Origin of the sequence: Pseudomonas sp. A-R-19, from assembly GCF_019956575.1 — a bacterium.
GTDB lineage: Bacteria > Pseudomonadota > Gammaproteobacteria > Pseudomonadales > Pseudomonadaceae > Aquipseudomonas.
Genome location: NZ_JAHBDR010000022.1, coordinates 1 through 13834 on the forward strand (window position 1 = coordinate 1; position 13834 = coordinate 13834).

General features: G+C 60.0%; 12 protein-coding genes and 1 rRNA gene. 7 read left to right on the top strand and 6 right to left on the bottom strand.

Features of this window, described 5'->3' with window-relative positions:
- The 4 genes from rrf to KGA88_RS01180 form a co-directional block, all read left to right on the top strand.
- A 5S ribosomal RNA gene (gene rrf / locus KGA88_RS01165) occupies nt 1–110 on the top strand; the annotation flags it as partial.
- A 147-nt stretch (nt 111–257) separates the two neighbouring features.
- Nucleotides 258–917, top strand: a complete 660-nt coding sequence (locus tag KGA88_RS01170; protein ID WP_110662323.1) for a paraquat-inducible protein A — start codon at nt 258–260, stop codon at nt 915–917.
- The gene (locus KGA88_RS01175) at nt 904–1527 is read left to right on the top strand and encodes a paraquat-inducible protein A (RefSeq protein ID WP_110662324.1); all 624 of its coding nucleotides are present in this window, start codon (nt 904–906) and stop codon (nt 1525–1527) included. The genes KGA88_RS01170 and KGA88_RS01175 overlap by 14 nt, the downstream gene beginning before the upstream one ends.
- On the top strand, nt 1520–3823 hold the full coding sequence (locus KGA88_RS01180) for an intermembrane transport protein PqiB (protein WP_110662325.1): 2304 nt from the start codon (nt 1520–1522) through the stop codon (nt 3821–3823). Before KGA88_RS01175 ends, KGA88_RS01180 begins: the two co-directional genes overlap by 8 nt.
- A 211-nt stretch (nt 3824–4034) precedes the next feature.
- Here the strand turns inward: KGA88_RS01180 and mksF are convergent, their stop codons facing one another.
- From mksF to mksB, 3 genes are read right to left on the bottom strand one after another with little or no spacing between them, the layout of a single operon-like run.
- Nucleotides 4035–6875: an Mks condensin complex protein MksF gene (gene mksF, locus KGA88_RS01185; RefSeq protein WP_223588332.1), complete on the bottom strand. Its 2841-nt coding sequence runs from the start codon at nt 6873–6875 to the stop codon at nt 4035–4037.
- The gene (gene mksE / locus KGA88_RS01190; RefSeq protein WP_103396153.1) at nt 6872–7573 is read right to left on the bottom strand and encodes an Mks condensin complex protein MksE; all 702 of its coding nucleotides are present in this window, start codon (nt 7571–7573) and stop codon (nt 6872–6874) included. The genes mksF and mksE overlap by 4 nt, the downstream gene beginning before the upstream one ends.
- The gene (gene mksB, locus KGA88_RS01195) at nt 7563–8840 is read right to left on the bottom strand and encodes an Mks condensin complex protein MksB (RefSeq protein WP_223588335.1); all 1278 of its coding nucleotides are present in this window, start codon (nt 8838–8840) and stop codon (nt 7563–7565) included. The genes mksE and mksB overlap by 11 nt, the downstream gene beginning before the upstream one ends.
- Nucleotides 8841–9071: 231 nt before the next feature.
- On the opposite strand from mksB, the gene KGA88_RS01200 reads away from it, so the two are divergent.
- Together KGA88_RS01200 and rimI are read left to right on the top strand one after the other, a co-directional pair.
- Nucleotides 9072–9818, top strand: a complete 747-nt coding sequence (locus KGA88_RS01200; protein WP_223588460.1) for an energy transducer TonB — start codon at nt 9072–9074, stop codon at nt 9816–9818.
- Complete coding sequence (rimI, locus tag KGA88_RS01205) at nt 9811–10263, top strand: ribosomal protein S18-alanine N-acetyltransferase (protein WP_111279652.1); 453 nt, start codon at nt 9811–9813, stop codon at nt 10261–10263. Before KGA88_RS01200 ends, rimI begins: the two co-directional genes overlap by 8 nt.
- 125 nt (nt 10264–10388) lie before the next feature.
- On the opposite strand, the gene KGA88_RS01210 is transcribed toward rimI, so the two are convergent.
- Nucleotides 10389–10793 carry a serine kinase/phosphatase gene (locus tag KGA88_RS01210; RefSeq protein ID WP_223588337.1) on the bottom strand — a complete coding sequence of 135 codons (405 nt, stop codon included), beginning with the start codon at nt 10791–10793 and terminating at the stop codon, nt 10389–10391.
- A 167-nt stretch (nt 10794–10960) separates the two neighbouring features.
- Between KGA88_RS01210 and can the strand changes: the two genes are divergently transcribed.
- Complete coding sequence (gene can / locus KGA88_RS01215) at nt 10961–11605, top strand: carbonate dehydratase (protein ID WP_103396157.1); 645 nt, start codon at nt 10961–10963, stop codon at nt 11603–11605.
- A gap of 6 nt (nt 11606–11611) precedes the next feature.
- Here can and KGA88_RS01220 read toward each other — a convergent pair whose 3' ends face one another.
- Entirely contained in the window at nt 11612–12133 is a 522-nt protein-coding gene (locus tag KGA88_RS01220) for an SET domain-containing protein-lysine N-methyltransferase (RefSeq protein ID WP_223588340.1), read from the bottom strand.
- A 214-nt stretch (nt 12134–12347) separates the two neighbouring features.
- The gene (locus KGA88_RS01225) at nt 12348–13766 is read right to left on the bottom strand and encodes a short-chain fatty acid transporter (RefSeq protein WP_223588343.1); all 1419 of its coding nucleotides are present in this window, start codon (nt 13764–13766) and stop codon (nt 12348–12350) included.
- Nucleotides 13767–13834: the final 68 nt, after the last annotated feature.

Here is a 13834-nt window from a genome sequence, read left to right on the forward strand (position 1 = left end):
GACCATAGAGCGTTGGAACCACCTGATCCCATCCCGAACTCAGCAGTGAAACGATGCATCGCCGATGGTAGTGTGGGGTTTCCCCATGTGAGAGTAGGTCATCGTCAAGATTAAATTCCGAAACCCCTATCTGCGTATGCAGGTAGGGGTTTTGTTTTTGCGCGTTAAAAAACAGGGTTGGTCGTTGCACATTTTGCACAGTTATTTTCAGCTCATGGCACTAGAATAGGCCCAACTTCTTCAGAATCAGAGCCTTTATGCTGGATCCGGTTGACGCCTCTGGGCTGTCAGAATTACCACTAGAAAATCTGGTTGCCTGCCATGAGTGCGACTTGCTCATGCGTAAACCCGAACTCGCCCACGGCGAAAAGGCCCTGTGCCCGCGCTGTGGCTACGAGCTTTATGCCAATCGGTATAACGTCGTACAGCGCAGTCTCGCCTTGGTCATCGCCGCCCTGTTGTTGTTTGTTCCGGCGAACTTTTTACCCATCATGCAGCTCAATCTACTCGGGCAATCTTCGCACGACACTGTCTGGAGCGGTGTTGTCGCGCTTTTTGACTCGGGCATGCAAAGCGTTTCAGTGGTTGTGTTCCTGTGCAGCATGGGGATCCCGCTACTCAAGTTACTGTGCCAACTGGCCGTGCTGTTGAGCATCCGTTTTGATGTCGGACGCAGCTACGGCTTGCTGCTCTATCGCATTTATCACCACATACGCGAATGGGGAATGCTCGAGGTTTATTTCATGGGCGTACTGGTGGCGATCGTCAAGCTGGCAGATATGGCAGCCATCACCGTCGGTCTTGGCCTGGCGTGCTTCATTGGTTTGTTGCTGATTCAAGTCTGGCTGGAGGTCGTAATGTCGCCTCACCAGATCTGGCAGGCGTTATCAGGAGAGGATGCCCATGCGGGCGATTGATGCAGGCATTCTGATTTGCGCGGAATGCCATGAATTGAACAGGCAGGAAGCTGATACCGATGAGCAAGTCTGTACGCGTTGCGGGGCGCTGGTGCATGCCCGTAGCCCCAATAGCCTGGTGCGCACCTGGGCATTGCTGATTACTGCCGCCATTCTTTACATTCCGGCCAATTTGTTGCCAATCATGACGGTGAACTCGTTAGGCAAAGGTGCGCCCAGCACGATCATGGCGGGTGTGATCGAGTTGGTGCACTACGGCATGTTCCCCATTGCAGCCGTGGTGTTTATCGCCAGTATCCTGGTGCCCACCTTCAAGCTGGTTGGTATCGCTTTGCTGCTGTTTTCCGTGCAGCGCCGCCAGCCACTTTCGGCCCGCCAGCGTATCTGGATGTACCGCTTCATCGAGTTCATCGGCCGCTGGTCGATGCTCGATATCTTTGTGATCGCCATCCTGGTGGCGGTCGTGAATTTCGGACGGCTTGCCAGCATTGAAGCCAATCTTGGCGCCATCGCTTTCGCCACGGTGGTGATTCTGACGATGCTTGCCGCAGTTACTTTTGATCCCCGACTGATTTGGGATAACACGGAGTCGGACGACGACCATGACTGATTTGCCTGTAGCGAAAACCCGACCGGCCTCGAACTGGTCTGCCATTTGGGTGTTGCCCCTGATTGCCTTGATCATTGGCGGCTGGCTCGGCTGGCGTGCTTACAACGAGACCGGCATCGAGATTCAGGTGCGCTTTGAAAGTGGCGAAGGCATTCAGGCCAACAAGACTGAAGTCGTCTACAAGGGCATGTCGGTCGGCAAGGTCAAAAGCCTCAAGCTCGATGATGAGGGCAGTTCCAAGGGTGTGATTGCCAGCATCGAGATGAACAAGGACGTGGAGCCATACCTGCGTACCAGCACACGTTTCTGGCTGGTCAAGCCGAGCGTAACGCTGGCCGGGATCACGGGCCTTGAGACGCTGGTTTCGGGCAACTACGTTGCGATCAGCCCGGGGGAAGGTGAGCCGGTTCGCAAGTTCAAGGCTCTGGCCCAGGAGCCACCGCTCTCCGATGCCCAGCCAGGACTGCACTTGACCATCAAGGCCGATCGCCTGGGCTCGCTGAACCGTGGCAGTCCGGTGTTCTACAAACAGATCAAGGTGGGCCAGATCAAGAGCTACGTGCTCTCCGAGGACCAGAGCACCGTTGAACTCAAGGTGTTCATCGAACCGACCTACGCCAAACTGGTGCGCAAACACACACGATTCTGGAACGCCAGCGGCATCAGCATCGACGCCAATCTGTCCGGTGTGAAAGTGCGCAGCGAGTCGTTGGCCAGCATCGTCGCCGGTGGTATTGCGTTCGCTACGCCTGAAAACCGCAAGGACAGCCCGCCTACCGACCCGAGCCTGCCATTCAGGCTCTACGAAGACTTCGATGCAGCCGCGGCCGGTATCCGGGTCAAGGTCAAGCTCAGCGACTTCGACGGTTTGCAGGCCGGTCGTACGCCGGTGATGTACAAAGGCATTCAGGTCGGCAATCTCAAGGCGCTGAAGGTCGATCCCGATCTGTCCGGGGCCACCGCCGAATTGACGATGGACCCGTTGGCCGAAGATTACCTGGTGGACGGTACGCAATTCTGGGTGGTCAAACCGTCGATTTCCCTGGCGGGGATTACCGGCCTGGAAGCACTGGTCAAAGGTAACTACATCGCTGTGCGTCCGGGCGACAAGGGATCCGCACCGCAACGCGAATTCGTCGCGCGGCCCAAGGCGCCACCGCTGGATCTGCGTGCACCGGGCCTGCACCTGGTGTTGTTCACCGAAAACCTTGGTTCGCTGGAAGTCGGCAGTCCGGTTCTCTATAAGCAGGTCAAGGTCGGTTCGGTACAGAGTTATCAGTTCTCGCGCACCAAGAAGCAGTTGATCATCGGTGTGCACATCGAGAAGGAATACGAGGATCTGGTCAACGCCTCGACACGCTTCTGGAATGCCAGTGGCATCACGCTCACGGGTGGACTGACCGGTGGGATTCAAGTCAAAAGCGAATCGCTGCAAAGCTTGATGGCCGGCGGTATTGCCTTTGAAACCCCGGAAACCAAGGCGCCGCTACAGAAGCGCATTCCGCGTTTCCGCTTGTTCGCCAGTCATGACGACGCCACGCAAAAGGGCACGGTGATCAGCATCAAGGTAGACCGCGCCGATGGTCTGCGTACAGGCACGCCGATTCGCTTCAAGGGCCTGGATGTCGGCAAGATCGAGGACGTTGACCTCAGCGAGGATCTGCAATCGGTATTGCTGACCGCGCGGATTACCGAAGTGCCGGAGCGTATCGCCCGGGTCGGTAGTCAGTTCTGGGTGGTCAAGCCTGAACTGGGCCTGATCAAGACGTCCAACCTCGAAACCCTGGTGACCGGGCAATACATCGAGGTGCAACCGGCACTGAAGAATCTGGGGCCGCAGAACAACTTTGTCGCTTTGCCCACGGCGCCGGAAACGGCCAAGCAGGAAGCGGGATTGAGTCTGGTGCTGAGCGCCGCTCGTCGTGGTTCGCTGAAGACCGGTGTGCCAGTGACCTATCGCGAAATCACGGTGGGCAAGGTGACGGGTTATGAACTGGGGCAGACCGCTGATCGTGTCCTGATCCATATCCTGATCGAGCCGAAGTACGCGCCACTGGTACGCAGCGGCACGCGGTTCTGGAACACCAGCGGTTTCGACTTCGATGTCGGCCTGTTCAGGGGGGCAACGGTGCGTACTGAGTCCCTGGAAACGATGATTCAGGGCGGTGTCGCCTTTGCCACGCCGGACGGAGAGCGCATGGGCAGCCCGGCTCTACCGGAGCAGACGTTCGCACTGTTCGACAAGTTCGAAGACGAATGGCTGACCTGGGCGCCGAAGATCTCCATCGGCAAGTAGTCTGGATCTGATCAGGCGTCTGTGATGACACCTTCGCGGGCAAGCCCGCTCCCACAGGGGAATGGGTTGTTCCTGAAGAAATGCGATCAAATGTGGGAGCGGGCTTGTTCGCGAAGGGGCCCTTGATCCCACGAACATCTGATTCAGTGCCCACAAAAAAGGCCGCGATCCAATAGATCGCGGCCTTTTTATTCCCATCAATTCAAGCGAATCAGACCGCATCCAGCTCCGGTTCATCCGCTTGTTCGTTGACCGTCGCCTTCACCTGATCGTGACGACGAATGTACTTCCAGTCCGCCTCGTCGATATAGATGCCGGCCGGGCCGCTACCGCCTTCCAGGTCGATGGCGACACTGGCGCAGACCTGCGGCTTCACGCTCGCCAGGATCGGCACGAAGCCCAGTTGCAAGCTGGTTTCCAGCAACGCGGCCTGGTTCTTCTCATCGATGTCCGCCGCCTCGTCGAGGTAGTACGGCAGGCGCACGCGACCGGCCTGGTCACGGTCCATCAAGTGCAGCAACAAGTACATGTTGGTCAGCGCCTTGATGGTCATGGTGGTGCCGTTGGAAGCGGCGCCGTCGATGTCGGTGTGGATCACCGGTTGCCCATTGACCTTGGTGATCTCGAACGCCAGTTCGAACAAGTCCTTGAGGCCGAGCTGGTTGTGGTTGGCCGCCACCAGCCGCGCCAGGTACTCCTTGGCTTCTTCGTTCTTGTTGTCCTGTTCTGCGCTCTGGCTCAGATCGAATACCGACAGGGTTTCGCCTTCCTCGTACTGGCCGGCGCTGTGGATGATCTGGTCGATGTGCTTGAGCGCTTCCTTGTTCGGCGCGAGCACGATGCGGAAGCTCTGCAGGTTGGACACTTGGCGTTTGTTGATTTCGCGGTTGAACAGCGCCAGTTGGTGTTCGAGGCTGTCGTAGTCGCTGCGGATGTTGCGCAGGGTCCGGGCGATGTCGGTCACGGCAGCACGGCGCGCCTTGCCCAGGGTCAGGGCTTCGTCGGTGCGGTGCGCATAGGCGTTGATCAGCAGTTGCAGGCGTCGCTCCATATCGTCTTCGCTGTCGAACTTGGCCACACCCTTGAGGCGCACCTGGGCGTACAGCGCTTCGATCTGGCCGTCGGCCCGCAACAGGCCCTGCCAGCTGTCCTGGTAGTCGTTGAGCAGCGGCAGCAGGTTGTCCATGGAATCGTCGATCGGGTCCATGAACGGCGTGCCGAATGGCAGGTCCGACGGCAACAACTGACGGCGGCGCAGGGCGTCGTCGAGGGTGCGTTGCTTGGCTTCCATGTCGCCGATCTGCCGGCCGACCAGTTGCAGCTTGGCCGACAGTTGCTGGACGCGTTCGGTGAAGGCATCGCTGGAACGCTTCAGTTCGTCCTGGGCGGCTTCCATTTGCGCCATCTGTTCCAGCTTGTCGCCTTCCTCGGCGCTCAGGGTTTGCGCGCGACGGAAATCTTCCAGGGCTTTCTGCGCATCCAGCACTTGCTGGTACAGCACTTCGGTCTGGGTCTTGCTCGCGGCGCGGTCGGCGGCCACGGCTTGCTGGGTTTTCAGTTGCTTGAGTTCTTTTTCCAGGCGTTCCTTCTGGTCGCGCAGGGCCGCGCGGTCAGCCAGGGCCTGCAACGCCGGTGGTTCGATGTGCGAGATGTCGATGGACAGGCCCGGTACTTCGAAGCGTTCACCTTTGAAGCCATCGAGGATCAGCTCAACGGATTTCACCCAGTCGCCGTTCTCGTCGAGGGTGATGCCATGTTCACCCAGCGGCAGGCTGAACAGTGCGCTGTTGAACAGACGCATCAGACGCTCGACGTCTTGCTGCGAAAACTCTTCGCGCAGGCGGGCATAGCTGTTGTTGTCGGCGTGATCGAGTTGCTGCTTGACCGACTTCAGGCGTTTTTCCAGGTCGCGCAGGCGCTCGTCCAGGTCTTCGGCGCTGAACTGGCGTGACTGCGCCAGCGCACCGGCCAGTTCGTCGTGGGCATCCTTGGCGGCCAGCAATTGCTGTTCCAGGACCTTGACGTCATCGACCAGGGCAAAGCGATGCTTGAGCACTGACAGCTCACCGAGCCAGCGTTGGATACCAGTGATTTCCCGTTCCAGACGCATCAGTTCCTGAGTGCCGCCGCGCTGGTCGTTTTGCAGGGCGTCCTGCTCGTTGCGGTAGTGCTCGGACTGGATGGTCAGCTCTTCCTTGCGCGCACTGGCATAGTCCGACCAGGTGCCCAGCAGGGAATCGAGCAACGGCGAGATACGGTGCAGTTTGCCGCGCAGTATGTCGCGTTGCTTCACGCCATTGGCCAACGCCTCGACCAAGGGACCTGCGGCGACCAGCGAGTTGTAGTCCTGCTCCATGCGGCGTACATCGCGGAACGCTTCTTCGCACGCGGCAATGTAATCGACGCTGCCGGAACGCAGGCTGTGCTCGAAGGCATCGAGGAACAGTTGCTTGAGCTTGGCCGCGGTGATTTCGCGCATGTGCAGCAGGTTGATGAACAGTGCGCGGAAGGTCTTCAGGCTCTGCTCGCTGGTGGAGCGCAATGGAATCAGCGTCAGGTCCAGCGGGATCGAGGTGTGACCACCGACCAGCAGGCGGCGCAGTTCGTCCGGCTTGAGCTCGTAGGCTTTCAGGCCTTCGCGCTCAAGGTTGGTGAACAGTTCTTTCTGACGCAGGCAGGTGTCGTTTTTCTGGTAGTGGGCCAGGTCCAGTTTGCCCGCGTAGGCAAAGAACTGGTGACCGAAACCGCCCCCCGGGCCACGGCCGACTACACCGATCACATGCGGGCCGTGGGGCAGGTTCACTTCCACCAGGATGTAGCTGGTGTCCGAGGCGAAGTAGAAGCGCCGGGACTGCTCCAGGCTGTACTTGCCGAAACTCATGTCCGACATGCGCGCGAGGATCGGGAACTGCAGGGCGTTGATCGAGGCGGATTTACCGAGGTTGTTCGCGCCGTACACCGATAGCGGTTCTTCCAGCGGGAACAGGCCGAGGCTGTAGCCGGCGGTGTTCAAAAGGGCAAAGCGGCGGATGCCGTAACGTTCCTTGCTCATGCGTCGAGCTCCTGTTCTTCGGCAATGGCGCGGGCCAAGGCGTCTTCTTCGCTTTCATCGGCAAACTCCGCGAGGTCGAGCGGGTCGTCTGTCTGCAGCAGTTTTTCGTCGCTGTCTTCGTCGATCAGCACCGGCACTGGCAACGGCAGGACGCTGTGCAGGCTGGCGGCCAGGTCGCGGTCCTGCTGCACCGACAGGCACACATCGAGGAAACGGTGCATCGGCGGCAGGAAACGGTAGATGCCGTTTTCTTCGCTGGCGAAACCGAGCTGGGTCATGCGGCGCATGATCTTTTCTTCCAGCTCGTCCTGGGTCTGCACTTCGGCCTGGATGAACAGGTCGCGGTACTTTTCCAGCAACGACGGCAGCTCATCGCGGCCGAGGCTGCCGCCATCGAGCACGGAGATCGGGTCGCGGCCCTGGTCGGCCAGGTGCTCGACGAGGATGAAGGTGAACAGCGCCAGGCGCTGGGCGGTCTTGTTCACCGCTGCGGCCGCGAGGTCCGGCACGAAGTAGTAGAAGCCGCGGGTGTCGCAGACCAGTTCAAAGCCCAGGGCCTTGAACAGCGTGCGGTACTGGTCCTGGAAGTTCGACAACTGTGCGTACAGCTCCGGATCGCGGCGGCTGACGTGATAACCCTTGAACAGCTCGCGAAAGATCGGCGCCAGCTGGGACAGTTCGGATAGATCAAGATGCATAAGGAGTGCTCGCAGAATCCTCGGCGGCGGTGTCGCTGACCGAGAGCAGGGCGAAGGAGCGCAGGCTGACCTGGTGCTCGTGAGTATGGTATTCGCGACGTTCCAGACGCTCGCGCTTGAAGCGTTTTTCCCGCGACAGGCGTGAGAACCAATACAGCAATTCGTCGGTGGCACCGTCCGGTTCCTGCTCCAGCAGCCAGGTCATCAGGTCCGGCATCGGCAGGGCGTCTTCGCAGCGTTCGAGCATTTCCCGAACGGTGCGAGGCGCGCGTGGTGCTTCGCCTTTGTGGGTCTTGTGCGCCTTGGGGAAACGCGCCGGTTTCGGCTCGAAACGGGCCAATGCATATACGTAGGCTTCGACCTGGCTGGCACTGCCGAGGAAAGTGCTTTGCGGGCGAGTGAACATCGGCATCGCCGCTTGTGGCACGGCGTCGATGCCCTTGCGACGGATCATCGACAGGGCCAGCGCAGCGCCACGGGTCACGGCGTTGTGCCGGCGCGCTTCTTCACGCAGCGGCAGCAGCAATTCGCGGGCATGACGCAGGGTCAGCTGGGCGCTGGTCTGCATTTCGAGGATGCGCGCGTGGGTACGCAACAGCATGTCATCGTCGACCAGGTGGCCAAGGCGCTGCTGCTCGCTGAGCATCTTCAGCAGGACGGTTTCGACCTTGCGCACGCCTTGTTCGAAGGCACCGTCGGCGTTCACCAGGTCAATCATCGGCTCGACGTATTCGTCCCAGGTCGCCAGCACTTCAGCGTAACGCTGGCGCAACGGAATCTGCCGGTCGCTGGTTTTCGCCCGTTCCGCGACGGCCACCAGTGCCTGTTCGTCGTTATCGAGCTTTTTCAGCACGTCACGCACGCGCATGTCGAGCAGACGCAACTGGCGGGCGAGGTCATTGCCATCGCGAATATCGAACGCGTCCTGGATGTAGCCGGCCAGACGCTCAAGGTGGCGCAGGTAGGCTTCGATCTCCAGGCACAGGCCCAGACGGTGTTCACGGCGCAGATAGGCGAGGAAGTCGTGAATCTGCGCATTGAGCTCGAAACGGTTCGGGCTTTTGGCCACGGGAACCAGGATATCGAGGCGAATCCACACATCGAGCAGGCTGGTGATGTCCTGCGGCGTACTGTCGAGTTGCTGGGCGGCCAGTTGCGTGCGCAGTTCGTTCAGGCTCAGTGTGCCTTGGTCGAAGTGCTCGCACAGTGGCTCCAGAAGTGCCCAATGTTCAGCGAGGGCGCGCAAGACGCGCTTGGGTTCGATCATCGGAATGGCCGGCTGGTTGGCGATTAAAAGCCGCGATTGTACTGCATCGGGCGCGATGCGATTCAATCTCGGGACGGGCTGTCGCATTCTTTCGATAAAGAGCATCGGTCGAGGCTATCGATCAACAGCAAGCGATATTGAGCGAACGGCGGTAGAATCAGCGCACTTTAGTTATCCACAAGTGGCCGACCTTTGCTTATCGAGTCCCGTCGTCGCGCTTATCTGGCCGCCATGCAGGTGGTCAACTGGCTGCCGCGCACCGAATTGCCCTTCGCCGCGCCGTCGCGGCCCGAGCTGCTGGAGATCCCCGAACCGGCCGTGGTCGCGCCTGTCGTGCCTGCTGTCGTGGCTGATACGCCCGTGGCGCCTGTGGTCAAACCGACCGAGCGGGTAAAGATCGAGGTGCCACGGCCATCGCTGGCGAGTACGCGCACCGGTGCCAAACCGGTGGAAGAGGCCGAAGAGGCGCCGGTCTTGGTCAAGGCGCCTGTCGTGCCGCCGCCGCGTTTCGCCCTGCAATTGCTGCGGGCCGGGCGTTGCCTGCTACTGGTGGAGTTACCCACAGGCGAATCCTTCCAGAGCCGTGATCCTGCCTACCTGCTGCTCAAGGACATGCTGCGCGCCGCCGGTCTGCCGGACAGCCCGCAGATCGTCGGTGAGCCGGTGCGCTGGCCGTTGCTGGTGCGTGGCACGATGGATCAGGGGCCGGAAGCGGCCCGCGACTTCGTGCAAGGTTTTCTTTCGGTGCGCATGGAAGAAACGCCTTGTGCCTGCCTGTGGCTGATCGGCCTGCCTGCCGTGCGATTTGCCGGCGAAGCGGATGCCGAGGCGTTCAATCGCGAGTTGCAGATCGAAGGCCTGGGCTCGGCCTGGGCAGTGCCGGGCCTGGAATTCTTAATGGAAGAGCCACAGCGTAAGGCTGATGTCTGGCAAGCCATGCGTCGGCTGATGGCGCGCTGGAAAGAATCGAATGAGTGACGCTGTATCGTTTCGCCCGATGACCGAGGCAGACCTGGAAACCGTACTGAAAATCGAGTACGCGGCCTACAGCCACCCCTGGACTCGTGGGATTTTCCTCGATGGCCTGGGCAAGTATCAGATCTGGCTGATGTTCGAAGGTCAGCAGCAGGTCGGCCACGGCGTGGTGCAGATCATCCTCGACGAGGCGCACCTGCTGAACATTACGGTCAAGCCGGAAAATCAGGGCCGTGGCCTGGGGCTGACCTTGCTTGAGCATCTGATGTCGATTGCCTGCAAGGCCGACGCCCGGGAGTGTTTCCTGGAAGTGCGCGACAGCAATACCGCGGCGTTCAAGCTGTATGAACGGTATGGTTTCAACGAGATCGGCCGGCGTCGGGATTACTACCCGGCGGTGGGCGGGCGTGAAGACGCGGTGGTTATGGCCTGTACTTTGGTGGATTGAAGCATCATTCATTGTGGCGAGGGAGCTTGCTCCCGCTGGGTCGCGAAGCGGCCCCCGAGAGCATTGGGGGAAGTGTTTTGCGACTGCTTCGCAGCCGAACGGGAGCAAGCTCCCTCGCCACAGGATCAATGTTTTTTGTCGAGAGGATCGCGCCGCGCCAGTTCCTCTTCATCCAGGCCATTACCACCACCAATATCGTCCTCATCGACGATGCTCAGGTCCCAATCCGCGCGGCTGTTATTGCCCGCTTCCCGGGCATCCCGGGCACCATCTTCACGGATCAGGGTTTCCGGGCTCATGTCGTCGTCGGTAGGTTGATGGTCGCTGGTCGAGGCGCCGGTCAGGCCCGCGTTACGTACGCGCTGGCCTGGCATCAGTTGCTCGCGCTCGCCGTCCGGCAGTTCGTCACCGATCCTGGCGCTGGGTTCTTCGGTTTCGAAATCCAGCTCGCGCACCGAGCCCATGCGGTCTTCGTTGTCATCGACGGGTTCCGGTTGCACCGCATCGTACGGACGTCGTGAATCATTCATGGTAATTCCTCATACTGTAGGCCTTACTACGGTTGACCCACGTGGGTACCGAGAATTCAACCGGCATGGAGCCCGTGTTCCGGATCAGGAGAGCATCTGCATTTCGCGCGTGACCCCGACGGACGGTTGTCAGTCAAAGCTGCGCATCATTCTTGAGGCTTCATTGCATGAACGAATTACAAGATCTGATTGATAACAACGAGCGTTGGGCCGCTGCGATCAAGGAGGAAGATCCTGACTTCTTCGCCAAGCTGGCTCGCCAACAGACCCCGGAATTTCTCTGGATCGGCTGTTCCGATGCCCGGGTACCGGCCAACGAGATCGTCGGCATGTTGCCGGGTGATCTGTTCGTACACCGTAATGTGGCCAACGTCGTGCTGCACACCGACCTCAACTGCCTGTCGGTAATCCAGTACGCGGTCGATGTACTCAAGGTCAAACACATCCTCGTCACTGGCCACTATGGCTGCGGCGGCGTGCGCGCCTCGATGCAGGATCGTCAGTTCGGCCTGATCGACGGCTGGCTGCGCTCGATTCGCGACCTGTATTACGAAAAGCGTGAAGAGCTTGCTAAATTGCCGACTGAAGAAGAACGGGTCGACCGTCTCTGCGAGCTCAACGTGATCCAGCAGGTGGCCAACGTCGGGCACACCAGCATTGTGCAAAACGCCTGGCACCGCGGGCAGAGCCTGTCGATCCACGGCTGCATCTATGGCATCAAGGATGGCCGTTGGAAGAGCCTGAATGCCACCATCAGTGGTTTCGAGCAGTTGCCGCCGCAGTACCGCCTGCGTCCTTTCGAACCCCTGTAAAGCCCTTCAGCCAAAACTTTGCCGACGCCACTGTTGCAAAAACAGCTGGCCGTCGGCGTTTGGCTGTTCATCGTAGCCGGTGATCCAGCCCCGGCAGTTGTACGAACCGCAGCGGCAGGCGAACTGGCGCAGCAGTTTGTCTTCCGTGGCGGCATAGTCCATCGATAGCCCGTCGCCTTTCTTAATGTCTTTCAGCGCCCATAACCACAGATCACTCATGTCGAGAAATACGTTCGGGTCGCAAGAGTGATGCAGCAGCCCGCAGAAGCGCGGGTCGTAAACATGCACACCGGGCGCCAGTTGCCGTGTATGCCGGCAGCGATAGGGCAGCAAATGCCCAGACGCCCGGCAGATACGAGTCATTCGCGCGAATTCGCTCCGGGCCGCAATGGCCGTGGCCTGACCCTTGGCGTTTTCAATGATGTCGAAGTCGGCCAGGGACGGAAACCCCAGGCGAACGGGTAGCTCCGAAAAGGGATAAACACCTTGCGGTTGGGGGCGACTTCCTTGAGCAGCGTGAGATTTCATAACGATCCTTGTCGGCAGGGTGCTGCGACTTCGGTCGGCTGACGATCCTGTCAGTGCTGCAGCACATTGGGGCGTCTTTAGGCTGTCGTAAAAACAACGGTATTTCTACTGTCATAACTGACAGCACAAATACCGTTCATCGTCTTGAGGGGCTGGTGCCGGGGCTGGAGAGTCGCCCCTGGTTGTCTACGTGATGGTGTTCTTCAGGTTTGTGTTACGGCATGACGGGCGGGGTATAGGCCAACGTTGTCCCCAGTGCCCACAGCAAAAACAGCACTATCGGCGTGTGCACCAGCAACTGCACGAACGAGAAGCCGATCAGGTCCCGCGCCTTCAAGCCCAGCACGCCCAGCAATGGCAGCATGTAGAACGGGTTGATCAGGTTCGGCAAGGCTTCGGCGGCGTTGTAGATCTGCACGGCCCAACCCAGGTGATAGTTCAGGTCATTGGCCACCTGCATCACGTATGGGGCTTCGATGATCCACTTGCCGCCACCGGACGGAATGAAGAAACCGAGGATCGCCGAGTACACACCCATCAGCAGGGCATAGGTGTCGTGGGAGGCAATGCTGACGAAAAAGGTCGAGATGTGGTGCGCCAGGGTTTGCGCATCGGCGCCTTTGACCGTGGTCATCAGGGCGGCGATCGAGCCGTACAGCGGGAACTGGATCAACACGCCGGTGGTGGTCGGCACCGCGCGGGATACGGCATCCAGAAAGCTGCGCGGACGCCAGTGCAACAGGGCTCCCAGCATGATGAACAGGAAGTTGTAGGTGTTCAGCCCGGAAATCGCACTGATCGCCGGTTTGGTCGAGAACTCGTGGAACAGCCACCCGGCTGCCAGCAACACCAACAGAATTGTCAGCAGCGGGCTGTGTTCCAGCCATTCGCCGGGGCGGGTGCGTGGTTGCAAGGGTGGCAGGTTGAAACTCGGATCGACACCACAGGCCTTGGCGTCACGCGCCGAGTTCGGGCCTGGTGCGGTGGCATAGGCGATGATCAGCGAGATCACGATCAAGGCCAGCAACATGGCACCGGACTGCCAGAGGAAAATCGTCTGTGTGAACGGAATCACCCCGGTGATCGACAGAATCGAAGGCGGCAGGCTAGCCGGGTTGGCCTGCAATTGCGCAGCCGATGACGACAGGCCCAATGCCCACACGGCACCGAGACCGAGGTACGCGGCGGCACCCGCGGCGCGGTAGTCCATTTTCAGATCGGTGCGGCGGGCGAGGGCGCGCACCAGCAGGCCGCCGAAAACAAGGGACAAGCCCCAGTTCAGCAACGAGGCGACCATCGAGATCAGCGCGACCCAGGCCACGGCGGAGCGGCCGTTTTTCGGGATTTTCGCCAGACGGTCGATCAGTTTTACGGCGGGTGGCGAACTGGCGACCACATAACCACCGATCACCACGAAGGCCATCTGCATGGTGAAGGGAATCAGGCTCCAGAAACCATCACCAAAAGCCATGGCGGCGTCGGTGGGTTTGGCACCCATGGCCATGGTGGCCAGGGCCACGATAATCACTGCCAGTGCAGCAAACACCCAGGAGTCGGGGAACCAGCGTTCGGCAAAGCTTGAGCAGCGCAGGGCAAAGCGGGCGGAGCGGCTATCTTCGATATCGGCGGCCACGGGAGTACCTCGGATTTTTATGTTTGTTGTGGTCTTCGGGGCAACGCGGGCCCCTCTGGACAGACGCC

Bases quoted from the DNA above. Each gene is read 5' to 3' on its own strand.
- KGA88_RS01170 (WP_110662323.1), top strand. From the start codon at position 258: ATGCTGGATCCGGTTGACGCCTCTGGGCTGTCAGAATTACCACTAGAA.
- KGA88_RS01175 (WP_110662324.1), top strand. From the start codon at position 904: ATGCGGGCGATTGATGCAGGCATTCTGATTTGCGCGGAATGCCATGAA.
- KGA88_RS01180 (WP_110662325.1), top strand. From the start codon at position 1,520: ATGACTGATTTGCCTGTAGCGAAAACCCGACCGGCCTCGAACTGGTCT.
- mksF (WP_223588332.1), bottom strand. From the start codon at position 6,875: ATGAGCAAGGAACGTTACGGCATCCGCCGCTTTGCCCTTTTGAACACC.
- mksE (WP_103396153.1), bottom strand. From the start codon at position 7,573: ATGCATCTTGATCTATCCGAACTGTCCCAGCTGGCGCCGATCTTTCGC.
- mksB (WP_223588335.1), bottom strand. From the start codon at position 8,840: ATGATCGAACCCAAGCGCGTCTTGCGCGCCCTCGCTGAACATTGGGCA.
- KGA88_RS01200 (WP_223588460.1), top strand. From the start codon at position 9,072: ATGCAGGTGGTCAACTGGCTGCCGCGCACCGAATTGCCCTTCGCCGCG.
- rimI (WP_111279652.1), top strand. From the start codon at position 9,811: ATGAGTGACGCTGTATCGTTTCGCCCGATGACCGAGGCAGACCTGGAA.
- KGA88_RS01210 (WP_223588337.1), bottom strand. From the start codon at position 10,793: ATGAATGATTCACGACGTCCGTACGATGCGGTGCAACCGGAACCCGTC.
- can (WP_103396157.1), top strand. From the start codon at position 10,961: ATGAACGAATTACAAGATCTGATTGATAACAACGAGCGTTGGGCCGCT.
- KGA88_RS01220 (WP_223588340.1), bottom strand. From the start codon at position 12,133: ATGAAATCTCACGCTGCTCAAGGAAGTCGCCCCCAACCGCAAGGTGTT.